Origin of the sequence: Saccharopolyspora thermophila (assembly GCF_014646075.1) — a bacterium.
Lineage (GTDB): Bacteria > Actinomycetota > Actinomycetes > Mycobacteriales > Pseudonocardiaceae > Saccharopolyspora > Saccharopolyspora thermophila.
Genome location: NZ_BMMT01000004.1, coordinates 236,504 through 252,508, shown reverse-complemented (window position 1 = coordinate 252,508; position 16,005 = coordinate 236,504). Strand labels below are relative to the sequence as shown.

12 protein-coding genes are annotated in these 16,005 nt (G+C 73.4%); 8 read left to right on the top strand and 4 right to left on the bottom strand.

Annotation, left to right across the window (positions count from 1 at the left end; translation table 11 throughout):
• Nucleotides 1-3: 3 nt before the first annotated feature.
• A complete protein-coding gene (locus IEY17_RS08950; protein ID WP_188986828.1) occupies nucleotides 4-873 on the top strand; it encodes a fructosamine kinase family protein in 870 nt (289 codons plus the stop codon).
• Nucleotides 874-977: 104 nt separating this feature from the next.
• Complete coding sequence (locus IEY17_RS08945; RefSeq protein WP_188986827.1) at nucleotides 978-1,853, top strand: SURF1 family cytochrome oxidase biogenesis protein; 876 nt, start codon at nucleotides 978-980, stop codon at nucleotides 1,851-1,853.
• A gap of 103 nt (nucleotides 1,854-1,956) precedes the next feature.
• Here the strand turns inward: IEY17_RS08945 and IEY17_RS08940 are convergent, their stop codons facing one another.
• Complete coding sequence (locus tag IEY17_RS08940) at nucleotides 1,957-2,919, bottom strand: cobalamin biosynthesis protein (RefSeq protein ID WP_229679962.1); 963 nt, start codon at nucleotides 2,917-2,919, stop codon at nucleotides 1,957-1,959.
• A 140-nt stretch (nucleotides 2,920-3,059) separates the two neighbouring features.
• On the opposite strand from IEY17_RS08940, the gene IEY17_RS08935 reads away from it, so the two are divergent.
• The 5 genes from IEY17_RS08935 to IEY17_RS08915 all read left to right on the top strand — a co-directional run bounded on the left by IEY17_RS08935 (nucleotide 3,060) and on the right by IEY17_RS08915 (nucleotide 11,944).
• The gene (locus tag IEY17_RS08935) at nucleotides 3,060-4,700 is read left to right on the top strand and encodes a TIGR02677 family protein (protein WP_188986825.1); all 1,641 of its coding nucleotides are present in this window, start codon (nucleotides 3,060-3,062) and stop codon (nucleotides 4,698-4,700) included.
• Nucleotides 4,697-5,893, top strand: coding sequence for a TIGR02678 family protein (locus tag IEY17_RS08930; RefSeq protein WP_188986824.1), 1,197 nt, complete (start codon nucleotides 4,697-4,699; stop codon nucleotides 5,891-5,893). Before IEY17_RS08935 ends, IEY17_RS08930 begins: the two co-directional genes overlap by 4 nt.
• Nucleotides 5,890-9,990, top strand: coding sequence for a TIGR02680 family protein (locus IEY17_RS08925; RefSeq protein ID WP_188986823.1), 4,101 nt, complete (start codon nucleotides 5,890-5,892; stop codon nucleotides 9,988-9,990). The genes IEY17_RS08930 and IEY17_RS08925 overlap by 4 nt, the downstream gene beginning before the upstream one ends.
• A 94-nt stretch (nucleotides 9,991-10,084) precedes the next feature.
• The gene (locus IEY17_RS08920; protein ID WP_188986822.1) at nucleotides 10,085-11,374 is read left to right on the top strand and encodes a TIGR02679 family protein; all 1,290 of its coding nucleotides are present in this window, start codon (nucleotides 10,085-10,087) and stop codon (nucleotides 11,372-11,374) included.
• A 9-nt stretch (nucleotides 11,375-11,383) separates the two neighbouring features.
• Nucleotides 11,384-11,944, top strand: coding sequence for a VOC family protein (locus IEY17_RS08915; protein ID WP_188986821.1), 561 nt, complete (start codon nucleotides 11,384-11,386; stop codon nucleotides 11,942-11,944).
• Nucleotides 11,945-12,029: 85 nt separating this feature from the next.
• Here the strand turns inward: IEY17_RS08915 and IEY17_RS08910 are convergent, their stop codons facing one another.
• Nucleotides 12,030-13,085, bottom strand: a complete 1,056-nt coding sequence (locus tag IEY17_RS08910; protein WP_188986820.1) for a saccharopine dehydrogenase family protein — start codon at nucleotides 13,083-13,085, stop codon at nucleotides 12,030-12,032.
• Nucleotides 13,086-13,438: 353 nt separating this feature from the next.
• Between IEY17_RS08910 and IEY17_RS08905 the strand changes: the two genes are divergently transcribed.
• The gene (locus IEY17_RS08905) at nucleotides 13,439-13,825 is read left to right on the top strand and encodes a hypothetical protein (RefSeq protein WP_188986819.1); all 387 of its coding nucleotides are present in this window, start codon (nucleotides 13,439-13,441) and stop codon (nucleotides 13,823-13,825) included.
• A gap of 46 nt (nucleotides 13,826-13,871) precedes the next feature.
• Here IEY17_RS08905 and IEY17_RS08900 read toward each other — a convergent pair whose 3' ends face one another.
• On the bottom strand, nucleotides 13,872-14,423 hold the full coding sequence (locus tag IEY17_RS08900) for a TMEM165/GDT1 family protein (protein ID WP_188986818.1): 552 nt from the start codon (nucleotides 14,421-14,423) through the stop codon (nucleotides 13,872-13,874).
• Nucleotides 14,424-15,233: 810 nt separating this feature from the next.
• Nucleotides 15,234-15,998 (bottom strand): putative hydro-lyase, encoded by a 765-nt coding sequence (locus IEY17_RS08895; RefSeq protein WP_188986890.1) that lies wholly within the window; start codon nucleotides 15,996-15,998, stop codon nucleotides 15,234-15,236.
• Nucleotides 15,999-16,005 lie beyond the last annotated feature (7 nt).

The following is a 16,005-nucleotide window of genomic DNA, read 5'->3' as shown; positions in this document are numbered from 1 at the left end:
CCGATGAACCCCCGGGACGCAGTGGCGGAGATCACCGGTCGGCAACCGGTGGAGGTGCACCGGCTCGGAGGTGGCGACACGGCGGCGGCGTTCGCCGTCCGCCTCGACGACGGGACGACCGTGTTCGCCAAGACCGCCCTGGAGACGATGCCGGGCGCCGTCGCGGCCGAAGCGGCGTCCCTGGCGTGGCTGGCCGAGTCGGACTCGGTCGCGGTACCCGCCGTGCACGGGCACACCGAACGCTGGCTGGTCACCGAACACATCCCGGAGGCGGCCCCCACCCCACGCGCCGCCGAGCGGCTCGGCCGGGAACTGGCCGCGCTGCACGCCGCCGGGGCACCGGCGTTCGGCGCCGCCCCGCCCGGCGGTCCGGCGGACGCCTGGATCGGGCTCGCGCCGATGCGCAACGAACCCTGCGAGCGGTGGCCGTCGTTCTACGCCCGCCACCGCGTGGAGCCGTACCTGCGGCGCGCGGTGGATGCGGGCCTGCTCGGGCCGGACGGGGCCGAGGTGATCGGCCGGGTGTGCGCGGACATCGACGCGCTGGCCGGGCCGGCGGAACCGCCCGCGCGGCTGCACGGCGACCTGTGGAGCGGCAACGTGCACTGGGGCGGGCAGCGGGCCTGGTTGATCGACCCGGCCGCGCACGGCGGCCACCGCGAGACCGACCTGGCGATGCTGCACCTGTTCGGCTGCCCACACCTGGACCGGGTGCTGGCCGCCTACCAGGAGGTCAGCCCGCTGGCCGAGGGCTGGGCCGACCGCATCCACCTGCACCAGCTCTTCCCTCTGCTGGTGCACACCGTGCTCTTCGGCGGCGGCTACGCCGCCCAAGCCGTGGCCGCGGCCCGCAACGCCCTCCGCGCCCGCTGAGTGCACGGCGTCGCATCGCGCCCCGTTCTCGCGCCATGTGGAACAGGTGACACCGGCGCTGGGGGCGGCAGCACCACCCGTCGGTGGCCGCCTACCGTAGGGGTGTGCGTCTGAAGTTTCTGCTGCGGCCCGGGTGGCTCGGCCTGATCGGACTGGTCGTGGTCTTCGCCACGCTGTGCTTCACCCTGCTCGCACCGTGGCAGTTCAGCCGCAACGAGGAGACGCAGGCGCGCAACAGCGCGATCAGCGAGTCGTTCCACGCACCGCCGAAACCGCTCGCCGAGGTTCTTCCCGCCGGACAGGCCCCCAGCGAGCGCACCGAGTGGGCGCAGGTCGTGCTGCGCGGCCGGTACCTGCCGGAGGGCGAGACGCTGGCCTGGCAGCGGACCGTGCTCGGCGAGCCCGCGTTCGAGGTACTGACCCCGTTCCGGCTTGAGGGCGGCTCGACGGTGCTGGTCGACCGGGGCTTCGTCCGCCCCGTCAACGGCACGCAGGCGCCGGAGTACGCGGCGCCACCGACCGGCGACGTCACCGTCGTCGCCCGCGTCCGCGCCGACGAGCAGGACAGTAAGAACCGCCCGCTGTTCGACCACGACGGCCACCGTTGGACGTATGCGGTGAACTCGCAGACCGTCGCCACCGGCACCGGCATCACGCTGCGCCCGGGCTACTTCGCGCTCACCGAAGGCCAGCCGGGTGTGCTCGGTGCGCTGCCCCTGCCACGTCTGGAATCGGGCCCGTACTTCTCCTACGCGCTGCAGTGGATCGCCTTCGGCACCATGGCGATCATCGCGATCGGTTACCTGATCTATTCCGAACTGCGGTCGGGTGACGCCGAGGCCAGCGCCGCAGACGGCGCTCCCGCCGACAAGGCCCGCAAGGGCCGCCGCAGGCGCATGTCGGTGGCCGAGGCGATCGCCGAGGACGAGCGCCGCGAGGAAGCAGAACGCCACGCCCGCGAAACGTCGGCAAACCAGTAACCGCAAACCCAACACGGACACCCCGGCGCCAGGCCGAAGCCACCCCCGTATTTGCCCGAATTTGGGAGCTTCCGCTGTGCGGCGGGGGGCGTGGGCGCGCGGGTCAGGGGGTGCGGGGGCGGCGGAGGGCGCGGGTCAGGGCCACGCCTGCTGCCAGGACACCCGTGACCGTGCCGATCACGCGGGACAGCTCCACGCTGCGCGTCACGTCGCCCGCGTCGGCCGTGCGGCCTTCCCCCAGGATCGGGCGCTGCTCGACGGCGTGGCCGTACACCGTGCGACCGCCGAGGCGGATCTGCAGCGCCCCCGCGAAGGCCGCCTCGACCTGCCCGGCGTTCGGGCTGGGGTGCGCCGCGGCGTCCCGCCGCCAGGTGCGCCATGCCCCGCTCGCCGAACCGCCCACCACCGGTGCGCAGGCCGACGTCAGCACGGCGGCGATGCGGGACGGAACCAGGTTGGCCAGGTCGTCCAGGCGCGCGGACGCCCAGCCGAAGTTGCGGTAGCGCGGCGAGCGGTGCCCGACCATCGCATCGAGGGTGTTGATCGCCCGGTAGCCGAGCAGCCCGGGGACCCCGGCGACCGCGCCCCACACCAGCGGTGCCACCACGGCGTCGGAGGTGTTCTCCGCGACCGACTCGACCGTCGCCCGCGCCAGGCCCTGCCCGTCGAGCACGGCCGAGTCGCGTCCGCACAGGTTGCGCAGGCGGGCCCGGGCCGCGTCGAGCTCCCCGGCGTCGAGCATCCGCGCCATCGCGGTGCCCTCGTCGGCCAGCGACGAGCCACCGAGCACCGCCCAGGTCGCCAGGCCGGTGACCATCGCCTCCAGCACCGGGCTGCGCCGGGACAACCACTGCGCCAGCACGCCGAGCCCGACGGTGCCGCCGACCAGCAGGCCCGTGTAGGCGATGCCGGGGAGCCGGTGGTCGCGGTGCAGCAGCTGCTCCGCCGCCTGCGCGACCTTGCCGAAGGCCGCAACCGGGTGCCCACGCCGCGGATCGCCGATCGCCGCGTCCGCAGCCACTCCGAGTAAGAGTCCGACCGCCCGTCCCGCACTCACCGGTGCCATTCCTCCTGATCAACCGCTGTGCACTCCGCGGATTCGACAGCCGCGGAGCTGGTCGGAACGCTACCGCTGGGGCTGGTGGGACCGGTCACCGCCTGCCAGGTGACCGGCCGTGTCATCCCGACGGGATATCGTGGCGGACCGTGACGGCCCCGGATCACGAAGCCGACGTGCTGCGCGCGGGCGTCGCGGGTACCACCGCGGCGGACGTGCCGACGCAGGCTCCCGAGCAGACCCGCGACGACGGGCAGCGCCTGCAGCTGTTCGCGTACCTGCAGGCGCCCGAGCACCGCACGTACCTCGCGATCATGCGGCTGTTCACCTCGACGTTGCTGGCCGACCTGTCCGCGGGCGAGGTCAGCGCGGCGCTGGCCGCGGCCGAGCGGGAGGGCCGGGTGGCTCCCGGTGAGTCCGATGTGGACACCGTGATCGACCGGCTCAAGCAGCTGGTCCGGTGGGGCAACCTGGTCGTCGGCCGCCGGGAGACGATCGCGTCGAGCATCGCCGAGTTCCAGCACGGCAGCGTCCGCTACCAGGTCAGCAAGCTCGCGGTGCGGGTGCAGCGGGACGTCGACGCGCTGCTGCGGGCGCCCGAGGGCGCGCGCGAGGTCACCCGTGAGCTGCTGCCAGCCATCGACCGGGGACTGTCCGGGATCGGGGCGGCGCTGTCGGAGGCGCTGTCCGCCGAACGCCGCGACCCGGGGGCGAAGGCCGCGCGGCAGGCCCGGGAACGGCTCGCCGAGCAGGTCACCACGGTGTTCCTGCAGCACGCCGAGCTCGCGGCCACGGTCCGCGACTTCTACGCCTACCTCGGCCAGGTGGTGACCCGCCACCAGCTGGCGCCGGACGAGATCTCCGGATTCCGCAACCTGCTGGTCGACTACATCCAGATGGTCGTCGAGGACGTGCTGCGGCACACCGAGACCATCGCCGCCTCGCTCGCCGGGCTGGCGGGCGTGCGTTCCGAGCTGCTGCGGCTGCTCGGCCCGGCCGACCAGCTGGGCGCCGACGTGGAGCGCGCGCGGGGCCGCACCGCGGCGGACTGGCAGGAGCTGACCGACTGGTTCGTCGACTCGCCGGGCCGCCCGAGCCAGGTGTCCGCGCTGCGCGAGGCGACCGCCCGCGCGATCGGCTCGCTGCTGGCCAGCGTCAAGCGCGCCACCGCGGGTGGTGGTCTGGTGCCGGGTCGCCGGGGTGAGCTGCTGAAGCTGGCGAAGTGGTTGGACACCGCCGACGACGACACCGCGCACCAGCTCTACTCGGCCGCGTTCGGCCTGCACTCGGCGCGGCACCTGCAACCGGCTCCGGACTACGACAGCGACAACGACAAGGTGCCGTGGCGGGACGGACCGGTGCTCGACGTGACGGTGAGCGTGCGCAGCCGCGGCGACCGCGGCGCGCGCGGCCGGACCTCTCGGGTGCTCGACGACCCGATGACCGAAGAAACGCTGCTGGCGCAGGCCCGCCAGGCCGACGAGCGGCGCAGCGCAGCGGTCGCCGAGCTGGCGACGGCGGGTGGGCGGCTGGCCGAGCGGAAGCTGTCCGCCGACGCGCTGGGTGTGCTGTGCGAGCTACTGACGCTGGCGATGGCGCAGCGCGAGGGCGCCGACGACGCCGGTTCGGCGCTGGACCCGGTGCACCGGCTGCGGGTGACGGTCCGGCCGGAAACCGGTCGGGAGACCCGGATCCGTAGCGCTTCGGGCACGCTGACGCTGCGCGACACGGTGCTGGAGGTGTCCGGCGGCGGGGCCGTGCCCGAGGCCGCGCGGGGGTCCGCCCGGTGATCGCGACCTTCGACGACCTGCCGGACATCGACGCGGCGAACGTGGTGCGCTGCGCGCGGGTGCTGCTGCGCCGCCCGCTGCTGCGTGCGGACGGACCGGACGGCGACCTGCTGCCGATGATCTACCGGCAGCGCACCGTGCTGCAGGAGCTGTTCGCGTCGCTGCTGGGCTACCGGCTCGTGGTGGAGCGGCGGTTCGCGCGGCTGTACAAGTCGGGTCCCGGGGCGGACGCCACCCGCGGTGAGGCGTCGCTGTCGCCGCGCGGGTACGCGTACCTGGCGCTGACGCTGGCGGCGCTGACCGGCATCGGCCGCCAGGTGCTGCTGTCCCGGCTGGTCAGCGACATCCGGGCGGCGGCAGCGGAGGCCGACATCCCGGTGGTCGACGACCCGGCGGACCGCCGGGCGCTCACCGCGGCGCTGCGGCACCTGGTGGCGCTGGGGGTGATCACCGAGACGGAGGGCTCGGTGACCGCGGACGCCATCGCCGAGGCACTGATCACCATCGACACCGACCTGCTCGGCCAGCTCGTCGCCGGGCCGCTGGGCGAGGCCGACAGCCCGCAGCGGCTGGTCGAGCTGGCCGCCGCGGCCGGGCCACGCAACGTGGCGCACGCGGTGCGTCGCCGGCTGGTCGAGGATCCGGTCGTGCTCTACGACGACCTGCCGCCAGAGCAGGCCGCCTGGCTGCGCGAGCACGTGGTCGCGGAGTCCCGGCTGCTGGAGCGGTTCTTCGGCCTGGTCAGCGAGTGCCGCGCGGAGGGCGTGGTGGTCTGTGACCCGGAGGACTACCTCACCGACGTGGCCTTCCCCGGCCCCGGCACGGTCGCCCGAATCACGCAGCTGGCGCTGCCGAAGCTGCTGTCCCGGGCCGAGCCGGACTGCTCCGGCAGGCACCCGGTGACCTGGCAGGACCTCACCGACGTCTGCCAGGAGCTGGTCGACTCCTATCCCGCGGCGTGGTCGCGGCAGGCCACCGAGGACCACCAGGACCTGGTGCATGCGGTGGTGGCGCTGCTGCGCCGCCTCGGACTGGTGCAGGAGCACGACGGGCGGTGGCTGCTCAGCCCGGCCGCGCACCGCTGGTTGCCGCAGCCCGACGCCACCCCGGCGCCCGGCCGGGAACCGCAACCGCCCGCGCCGGAACCCGCGGGCTGGTCACTGTTCGACGAGATGGAAGAGGATTCGCGGTGAGCCCAGCAAGCACCGACCCGGCGCCCGCTGCGAACCGCTGGCGGCTGCACCGCGGCGGGATCGTCAACATCTGGCAGTACGCCGAGACCACGTTCGACCTCGACGGCGGCCGGGCGATCTTCCAGGGCACCAACGGCTCCGGCAAGTCGCGGACCCTGGAGCTGCTGCTGCCGCTGTGCCTGGACGGCGATCTGCGGCAGCTGGGCTCCAAGGGCTTCGACACGGTCAGCATCCGGCGGTTGATGCTCGACGAGTACCCGGGCGGGCCGAACCGCATCGGCTACTCGTGGATCGAGCTGCGCCGCGAAACCCCGGACGGGGGCGAGGAATTCCTCACCTGCGGAATCGGGGTGAAGGCGTCGAAGACGTCGCAGTCGATCAGCGACTCGTGGCGGTTCGTCACCAGCCGCCGGGTGGGCATCAACCTGCACCTGGTGGGCGCGGACCGGGTGCCGCTGGGGGCGGCGCAGCTGCGGGAGCTGCTGGGTGCGGACTGCGTGCTCGACGACCAGGCGTTCCGGGCGAAGGTCGCGGCGACGGTCTACGGCGTGCCGGCCGCGCGCTACGGCGACCTGCTGCACCTGCAGCGCACGCTGCGCAACCCCGACGTGGGGTTGAAGGTGCTGGAGGGCCAGCTGGAGCAGATCCTGTCCGACGCGCTGCCGCCGCTGGACCCGGGGCTGATCGAGCGGCTGGCCACCTCGTTCGACGACCTGGAGTCGATCCGGTCCAACATCGTCCGGTTGACCAGCGCCGACAAGGCGTTGAAAGCGTTTTTGTCGACCTACTCCGGGTACGCGTTCGCCGCGCTGCGGGAGCGCGCGGAGGCCCGCCGCGCCGCGCAGGACAAGCTGCGCATGCTGCGCCGGGACCTCACCGGGTTGCGCAGGCAGGTCGAGGCCAAGGCCACGGAACGCGCGGCCGCGCAGCAGGCGATCGCCGAGCTGGAACGGCGTGAAGCGGAGCTGGAGTCCAGTATCGACGCGTTGCGCTCCCACCCGGCGTACTCGGAGCTACAGAACCTGCGGGACCGCGAACGGCTGGTGGACAGCGCGCGCAACGCCGCCGTGTCGGCGTTGGACACCGCGGGCCGGCACCGCGCGCAGGAGCACCGGTCGGCGGAATCGGTGGTGGGTCTGCTGCGCCGGTTGGCGGGGGACACCGAAGCGGCCGGACAGGCCGCGGCGCGCGCCGCGCAGCAGTTGTCGACCGCGGGGTTGGACGGGTCGCTGGTGCCGCGACCGCCGGCGGTGCCGGTGGCCGAGCTGCGCACCGAACCGGCCCGGGTGCGGATCTCCCCGGACCCCGGCGCCGAACCGTCCGACGTGGAGCGCGCTGTCGCGCCGCAGCTGGACGCCGATGCCCTGACCGCCGAGTTCCAGGCCGCGCTGGGCGGTTCGGCGCACGCGGCCGAGGTCGCGCGGCAGCGTTCGGCGGTGACGCTGGCGCTACACCAGCAGGCCCGGGAACTGGACGCCGCGCGGGACAGGGTCGCCGAGCTGCAGCGGCTGGCCAGGCAGGCGCAGCTGACCGCCACCGAGGCGGCGGGCCGCCGCAACCAGGCGCAGCAGGAACTCACCGACGCCGCCGCGGTGTGGGTGGAGCGGGCGCAGAAGTGGGCGGCGGAATGGCCGTCCACGGTGGACGCAACGCTGCCCGAACCGCCGGCCGCCGAGGAGCTCGCCGCCGACCGGGCCGCGACGCGGCGGGCCCGCGAGGACGTGCGCCGCTGGGCGAAACCGCAGCTGCACGAGGCGCGGCGCGCGGTGTCGGCCGTCGAGCAGGAGATCGCCGAGCTGCGGGCGGTGTTGCAGGCCCGCGAGCGGGAACTCGTTGAGCTGCGCGCCGGTCACGAACGGACCCCGGCGCGGCCGGAGTGGGCCGTGGCCGACCGCGACCCGGCGCAGGGGCGCGCCTTCTACGAGCTGGTCGACTTCCACCCGGCGCTGTCCGCGGCGGACCGGGCCGGGCTGGAGGCGGCGTTGCAGTCCAGCGGCCTGCTCAACGCCTGGGTCACCGCGGACGGTTCGGTGCCCGGTCTCGCGGACCTGCTCGCCGCACCGGCGCGCGCAGGCACCTCGGGGACGCTGGCCGAGTTGCTGGTTCCCGCGGCCGAGGCGGACTGCCCGGTGCCGCCGGAGCGGGTCGCGGCACTGCTGGCTTCGGTGTCCACCAACGGCGACGCCGGGCTTTCGGTGTCGGTCACCGGTGCCTGGCAGGCCGGGGTGCTGTCCGGCTCGTGGTGCAAGGACGCCGCCGAGTACGTCGGGGCGGGCGCGCGGGAGGCCGCCCGGACGCGGCGTATCGCGGAACTCGAGGAGAAACTGGCGCGGTTGCGCGCCGACATCGGCGAAGCCGAGCGGCGGCACCGCGAGGCGACCGAGCACGCCGCCGCGCTGGAGCAGCACCTGGAGTCCTACCCGGACGACAGCGATCTGCTCACCGGCCACGCGAAGCTGGCGACGGCGCTGGAAACCTCGGCCGACGCCGACCGGAAGACCGTGCAGCTGCGGGAACAGCACGACAGCGCCGAGCAGCGCTGGCAGGCGAAGCGGGCCGAACTGGTGCGTGCGGCCGGGGAAGCCGGCCTGCCCGCCGACACGCAGGCCCTGGAGGCCGCCCACCGGGCGGCGCTGGACGCCCGGGCCGGGATCGACGCGTTGCGCGAGGCGATCGAGTCGCGCTGCCTGCCGACCCTCGCCGACCTGCGCGAGGTGACCCTGCACCACGACGCCGCGGTGGCCGACCGGATGGAGGCCGAGGCGCAGGCGGAGCGGCGGTGTGCCGAGTACGCGGAGCAGGCCGCCGCGCTGGCCGAGCTGACCTCCGCCGCAGGCGGACAGGCGCAGCAGATCGCTGACACGGTCTCCGCGTACGAGCGGGAACGCGGCGAGGTGCGCGAGCGGCTGCCGCAGGCGCGGGAGCAGCTGAGCGGGTTGCGTGAAGCGTCGGCGCGGCTGGAAACGCAGCTCGAGCACAAGCAGTCGCAGCTCGCGGGGCGCGAGGAGGAGGCCGACACCGCCGACCGCGCCTTCCGGCAGGCGCTGCGCGTCCCCGGCCTGTGGTCGGCCGCGGACGTCTCCGAGGAGGAACCGGACCCGGACGAGGCGGCACGGGCGCTGCTGGACGCCGACCGGCGCGGCTCGTCGGAGACCACCGTGCTCAACCGGCTGCAGGCGTTGCAGCACTCGTTGAGCGGCAACTACGACATCACCGCCGCCGACCAGGACGGGCTGCTCACGGTGACCGTCACCGGGGAGGAGGGCCCGCAGCCGGTGGCCGAGGCCGCCCGCCGGGTCGCACAACGGCTGTCCGAGCAGCGCGGCTACCTCAACGAGCGCTACCAGTCGATCTTCGCCGACTACCTGATCCGCGACCTCGCCGACCGGCTGCGCGGCCAGGTGGGCATCGCCGAGGACCTGTGCCGGCGGATGAACGAGGTGCTCGACGGCGCCCGCTCCAGCCAGGGCGTGCACGTCCAGCTGGAGTGGCAGCCGTCGGCCGCGCTGGGCGACGACATCAAGCAGGCCATCAAGCTGGTGCGCACCCCGTTCGCCGACCGCAGCGACGACCAGGACGCGTTGCTGCGCCGTGTGTTCACGAACCTCATCGAGTCCGAGCGGGACAGCACCTCCGGCGGCTACGCGGAAATCCTGGCGCGGGCTTTGGACTACCGGTCCTGGTTCGCATTCACCGTGCGGGTGCGCGACACGGGCCCGGACGGCAAGCCGCGGGTGCGGCGCCTGCGGCAGCTGTCGTCCGGCGAAACCCGGCTCATCTCGTACGTGACGCTGTTCGCCGCTGCGGCGGCGTTCTACGATGCGGTCAGCGTGTCCTCCGACGGGCGCGGCCCGCTGCGCCTGGTGCTGCTGGACGAGGCGTTCGAGCGGCTCGACGACCCCACCATCGCGCGGATGCTGGGCCTGCTGGTGGATTTGGACATGGACTGGCTGATCACCTGGCCCAGCGGTTGGGGCGTGTCGCCGAAGATCCCGAAGATGCACATCTACGACGTCCTGCGCCCGCGAAGCGGCCACGGCATCGCGTGCACCCACACGACGTGGGACGGCACCGGCCTCGAACGCGCCGACAGATGATCCGCATCGGACACCCGGGACGCGGCGGGCGCGCGTGGTGCGGAACCCACCACGGCGAAGGACTCCCACCAGATTCGAGGCGATCGGAGCGGACATGGGCGTAGCGGACGAGGTTCGCGCCGCGTGGGGCGGGGCGGCGCTGCGCGGGCTGTGGGCGAGGGCGCGGGAAGCGCTGGAGGCCGGTGAGCGGACCTTCCGCCTGGAGCTGCCCGACGCGCAGGCGCAGCGAGCCGTCGGCGAGGTCTACGGCCGCCCGATGCTCGGGCACGGCACCCGGATCAGTGTGTCCAGACTGGACGACGCGGTGCGCGGCAGCCGGTTCGGGCTGGGGCTGCCCGAGGTGCTGGAGATCCTGCACGGCCGGCCCGTGCAGCGCGGCGGCACCACGGCGCGGGACGAACACCGCGAGCGGAGTGGCGGGACGCTACGCGCGGCCCTGGAACGGCGCGGCCTGGCGCAGGCCGCGTGGGCGGAGCCGTGGATCCAGTGGGTCCACCAGTACGGCCGCGTTGATGACGCGGAACTGGCGCGGATCGCGGAGCGCGCGGCGGACGTGCTGGCGCACCTGGCGCTGGCGGAACCGCCGCAGGAGTGGACGTCGCGCAGCTCGCTGGCCGCTCGCACCGGAGACGCGGCGGAGCTCGACAACGGCACGACGCTGAGCCGGGTCGTGCTCCGGGCCGCGGCGCTGGCGCACGGTGTCGACGCGCCGAGCAACGAGCGTGAGCGGCGCGCGTTGTGGGAGCGCTGCGGCGTCACGCTCGATGCGGTGTCGGCGACGGTGCTGTGCTGGGCGTTGCCGCTGGTCGGTGCGGACGCGTGGTCCCGCGGGGTCCGGCAGCGCACCGCGCTCGGTCTGCCCACGCACCTCACGCTGCTCGACCTACGCACGGCTCCCGCGCGGCTGGTCGAGGCTGGAACGGACATCGCGGTGTGCGAGCACCCGCGCGTGCTGGAGGCCGCCGTGGCCGAACACCTCGCCCACCCCGTCGTGTGCGTGGCAGGCCTCCCGTCGACTGCCGCACGCATGCTGCTGCGGCGGTTGGTTGACGACGGTGCGCGCCTGCACGTCCACTGCGACTTCGACTGGCCCGGCGTCACCATCGCCCGCACCCTCCTCGAACTTCGCGACGCCCGGCCGTGGCGGATGGCGGCGGCGGACTACCGGGAAGCTCTCGACCGGGCCGCCGCGCAGCGCACCGACCTGCCCAACCTCGTCGGTTCTCCCGTCGACACCCCGTGGGACCCGGAGCTGCCGGTGCTGATGAGCACCGCGGCCCGGGCCGTCGAAGAGGAGACCGTCCTGTCCGTGCTGCTCGCCGACCTGCGGAAACGCACCGAAGCTGACCCGCCCGGGTCTGCGCGGCCGCCGAAAAGGCCGTAGCTTCGGCACATGCCTTCGCTCGTGGTGGAGTTCTCCGCGCGGGAACCGGAGCGGTTGGCGCGTTGGTGGGCCGAGGCGCTCGGCTGGCGCCTGGACACCCGGGAGGGGATGGTCGTCCGGCCCACCGCCCTGGGCGTGCCGCTGCGGTTCCTGGTCAGCGCGCGCGCCAAGACCCGCAAGAACGGTGTGCACCTGGACCTGCGCAGCGGGTCGCACGACGACCAGAACCACATCGTCGAGCGGCTGTTCAACGCCGGTGCCCGCTTCGCCGACATAGACCAGAGCGACGACGTGCCGTGGGTGGTGATGGCCGACCCGGAGGGCAACGAGCTGTGCGTGCTCGAACCCCGCAGGGTCTACGCGCACACCGGACCGATCGCCGCGATCGTGGTGGACTGCCCGGACCCGCGCTCGCAGGCCCGTTCCTGGGCGAAGGCCACCGGGATGGAGCTTGCCGGGGAACGCTCCGGGTTCGCGTCCCTGCGACCGCCTTCCAACGAGGGCCCGTTCCTGGAGTTCCTGCACAGCAGGACCGGCCCGGAGGGCATGCTGCGCGTCCTCGCCGAGTAGCTCCAGAAGTGGAGCACCGCCTACGACATCCGCGCCATGCGATCGCAGGCAGCAGCACGGTCCATACCGCGGGTTGCGGTGCCGGTCAGCGGCGGGCGGGTTCGATGATCCGCACACCGTGCAGGCGCCGGACGAAGTCCGCACCGAACGCCGTCGACGGGGTGTGCGCGCCCGGAGCCGGGGGTTCGCAGCGCAGCGCGCTCACCGCCCGCAACACCGAATCGGCGGTCAGGTCGTAGGTGTCCGGCCCGATGAGCGCTGCCGACACGCTGCGTCCCTCCGAGTCGGTCGCCTCCGCGTACACCTCGACCCAGCTGCGCGACCGCGTCACACGGGCCGGACCGCGCACCACCGCGCTGACCATCGCCCGCCCCAGCCGCTGCACCACGTGCGAGCGCATCACCAGCTCCGACAGCCGCGACGAACGCGGACCGACCCGGTCCAGGCCGGGCAGGTGGGCGAACGTGGTGATGTTGGGGATGCCGGTGCTGCGGTAGGCCGTGCTGACGTCGCCCCACGGCAGCGAGGCGACCCGCCGCGAACCGGACGGGAACGGGACCTCGCGCCGCCGCCACGCCAGCGGCACGCTGCGCACCGCGCCGTCCACGCGCGCCCGGCCGCCCACCGCAGCGCCTTCCAGCGCGCTCTTGAGCGTGCCGCCGCTGACCCCGCCGGTGGCGTGGAAGGCCAGGTCCAGGTGGGTGGCGGTGGGCAGCTCGGCGGCGACCATCGCGGCCAGGCAGTCGGTGGGCACGACGTCGAAACCCGCGCCGGGCAGCAGCACCACACCTGCGCGGCGGGCCTGCTCGTGGCGCGCGAAGACGGCCTCGAACACGTCGATCTCGCCAGTGATGTCGAGGTAGTGCGCACCGGCCCGCAGACAGCCCTCCACCATGGGGGCCGAGGTCGCCGAGAACGGCCCGGCGCAGTGCGCGACCACCTCCACGCCGCGCAACGCCTCGGCCACCGCGTCCGGATCGGCCAGGTCGAAGACCCGGTACGGCAGCCCGCGCGGTACCGCCAGCCCGGCGACCTTGGCCGGGTCGCGGCCCGCCAACACGGGGCGTTCACCGCGGTCGACCGCCAGGTCGGCGACCAACCGTCCGGTGTAGCCGTTCGCGCCGTAGATCATCCAGGTCATCGGGCTCCTCCCGGGCACAGCTGAACATCCTGCTGACGAACACCCCCGAACCCGCTCACGGGTTGCCTCGCCGCACCGATCTCACCCGAGTGTGACCGCGGCCTCGGCCTGCCGTGCGGCTGTGGGCAGGCTCCGCGGGTGTGCCCGAGCGAGGCGGCGATCGCGGTGCGCGGAGCCGCGGACCGAACCACCGAGAACCGCATTCGAGGGAAACGTCCACTCCAACGCGAAACCGAACCCCCTCGGGTGAAAAAAGGTGGATTCGGGTTACCGAAAATTGACAGCCGTCATGCCCGGTGATCGAATTTTCGCACCCCTGTCAGCAATTCTTCTGCCACGAAAGAAGGCATCGGATGCGACGCTCCCCCGTTCTGTTCAGCGCTGCAGCAGCCCTCGCCGCTTTCGCGGTCCTGCCCACCGCACCGGCGCTCGCCGCCAGCCCGCAGGCGCCGATCTGCACGTTGTTCGCCAACCAGCCGACGCGCGAGGGCAACACCCTCGTCGCCACCGGCGGCCGCATCGGTTGCCGGAACACCGCCACGGTGACCGTGCGCCTGATGTTCGAGCAGCAGGACGCGACGGCGAAGGTGCTCGGCGAGCTGGTGCAGAGCGGCACCGAGATCAACCTGGCCGCGAAGGCTCCCTGCACCACCGGCGGCCAGGTCCGGGTGCACACCGAGACGAGGAGCTCGACCGGGGCCGTCTACCGCTCCCCGTCGGTGACCTTCGACAGGTGCTGATCCGGCCGGGTGCGGCACCGCGGCCCGGTCCCGCACCCGGTCAGCGTCACAGCTGGGCGATCAGCGAGTCGACCACCAGCCAGCCGCCGAAGACCGCGAACAGCGCGGCGGCACCGTAGCGGATCACCCTCTCCGGCAGGTGCCTGCCGAGCAGCAGGCCCGCGCCGATCGCCACCGCGTCGGCCAGCACCATGCCCACCGTCGAGCCGATCCAGGTGCCCAGCCAGTCGTGGTGCGTGGCGAGGGTGACCGTCGCCAGCATCGTCTTGTCGCCGAGCTCGGCGAGGAAGAACGCGGCCGTCACCACGAGCACCGCGGATCCCGCGCGCCGGGTGGCCTTCCGCTTCTCGTCCTCGGTCAGGTGGTCGCCGCGCAGCGTCCACGCGGCGAACCCCAGGAACGCCACGCCGGCGATCAGCGCGATCCACTCCGTCGGGAGCAGCTCGCCCAGGCCGAACCCGAGGGCCACCGACACGGCGTGCACCAGGGTGGTGGCGACGGTGATGCCCAGCAGCACCTGCCACGCGCGGTAGCGGGTCGCGAAGGTCAGCGCCATCAGTTGCGACTTGTCCCCGAGTTCGGCCAGGAAGATGGCCATCGAACTGACCGCAAGACTGCCCAGCACGCGAGGTCCGCCTTTCCGCTCGAGCCGGGCCGCAGGTGCGCATGACCTCGGCCCGGCAGCACTGCCGGTTGCCGAAGGTCTCGCCCACCCCGATGGCCGGGGCTCCGCGACCGGGTGCGAATTCGACGCACCAGCATGTCGACCGCGATATTGCGGACTACTCCCCTTCTTTCCGCCGGTCACCGTACCCCTTTTTCCAGGAATATCAACACCGCCGGTTCCGCGTTTCGTCCAAAAGTGTTGTTCCCATTCACCAAAGGCCCTTTTCGGCGCGCCGCAAACCGTTTTCCGACAATCCTCACGGAATCCTTTCCGGCAGGCGAACGCGCGTTGTCCGCGAGCGGAAGAACCCCGCGTGAGGTGCTCCGACGGTGATCCCGTGGATGAGCTGTCCGACGCGCCGTCCGCCTGGACGATTTCTGCCGTGGGCCGGGAGCACCGGAGCCCCGGCAGCCGGGCAGGGTTCCGCCGGGACGACGCCTCGATCAAGTGAGGGATGGCTCACACCCCGAACCGGAACACCGTGGGACGGCGGACCGTTGGAGAGGTTGGTCGATGCGCCCGTGTCCCCCGGGCCTCAACTGTTGCCTTCGCGGAATACCGTCCGGCTGGAGCCGCGTCGCGCCTATCGCCGCAGAGGCGACCGGCGTATCGACCGCCACGTGCGAAGACCCCCGCCTTCTCAAACCGGCGGGGGTCTTCGAGTGGTGGGCCAGGCCCACACCGCTGCGGCGGCTGGCGCAGATCGACGCCTCGGCACGCCGCACCGGGCGAACCAGGGCGCTACGGCACGAGGAAGCGGCTGTCGCGGGCGTCGGTGATCGCCATGTGGCCCGGAGCGTGGCCGATCGCGAACGGCGGCTTGGAGCGCATGACCGCCGCCTGCGGCGTGACGCCGCACGCCCAGAACACCGGGATCTCACCGGGCCGGACCTCCACCGGCTCGCCGAAGTCCGGCGCGGCGAGGTCCCGGATGCCCAGCGCCGCCGGCTCTCCGATGTGCACCGGCGCCCCGTGCACCGCCGGGTAGCGGGACGTCACGCGCACCGCCGTCGACACCAGCTCCGCCGGGACCGGGCGCATCGACACCACCAGCGGCCCGGCCAGCCGACCGGCCGGGCGGCACTCCCGGTTCGTGCGGTACATCGGCACGTTGCGGCCCGCCTCGACGTGGCGTACCGGCACACCGGCCTCCAGCAGCGCCGCCTCGAACGTGAAGCTGCAGCCCACCAGGAACGACACCAGGTCGTCCCGCCACAGGTCGGTGACGTCGGTGCGCTCCTCGACGAGCTCGCCGTCCCGGTAGACGGTGTAGGCGGGCAGGTCGGTGCGCAGGTCGCCGGCGAAGATCGACGCGCTCGTCTGCCCCGGCTCGGTCACGTCCAGCACCGGGCAGGACTTCGGGTTGCGCTGCGCGAACAGCAGGAAGTCGTAGGCGTACTCGCGGGGCAGCGCGATCAGGTTGGCCTGCGTCCAGCCCGCGCTGTAGCCGGACGTCGGGACCCGGAGCCCGGCGCGGAACGCGGCTCTGGCCTGCTCCGGGGTCATCTCGTGC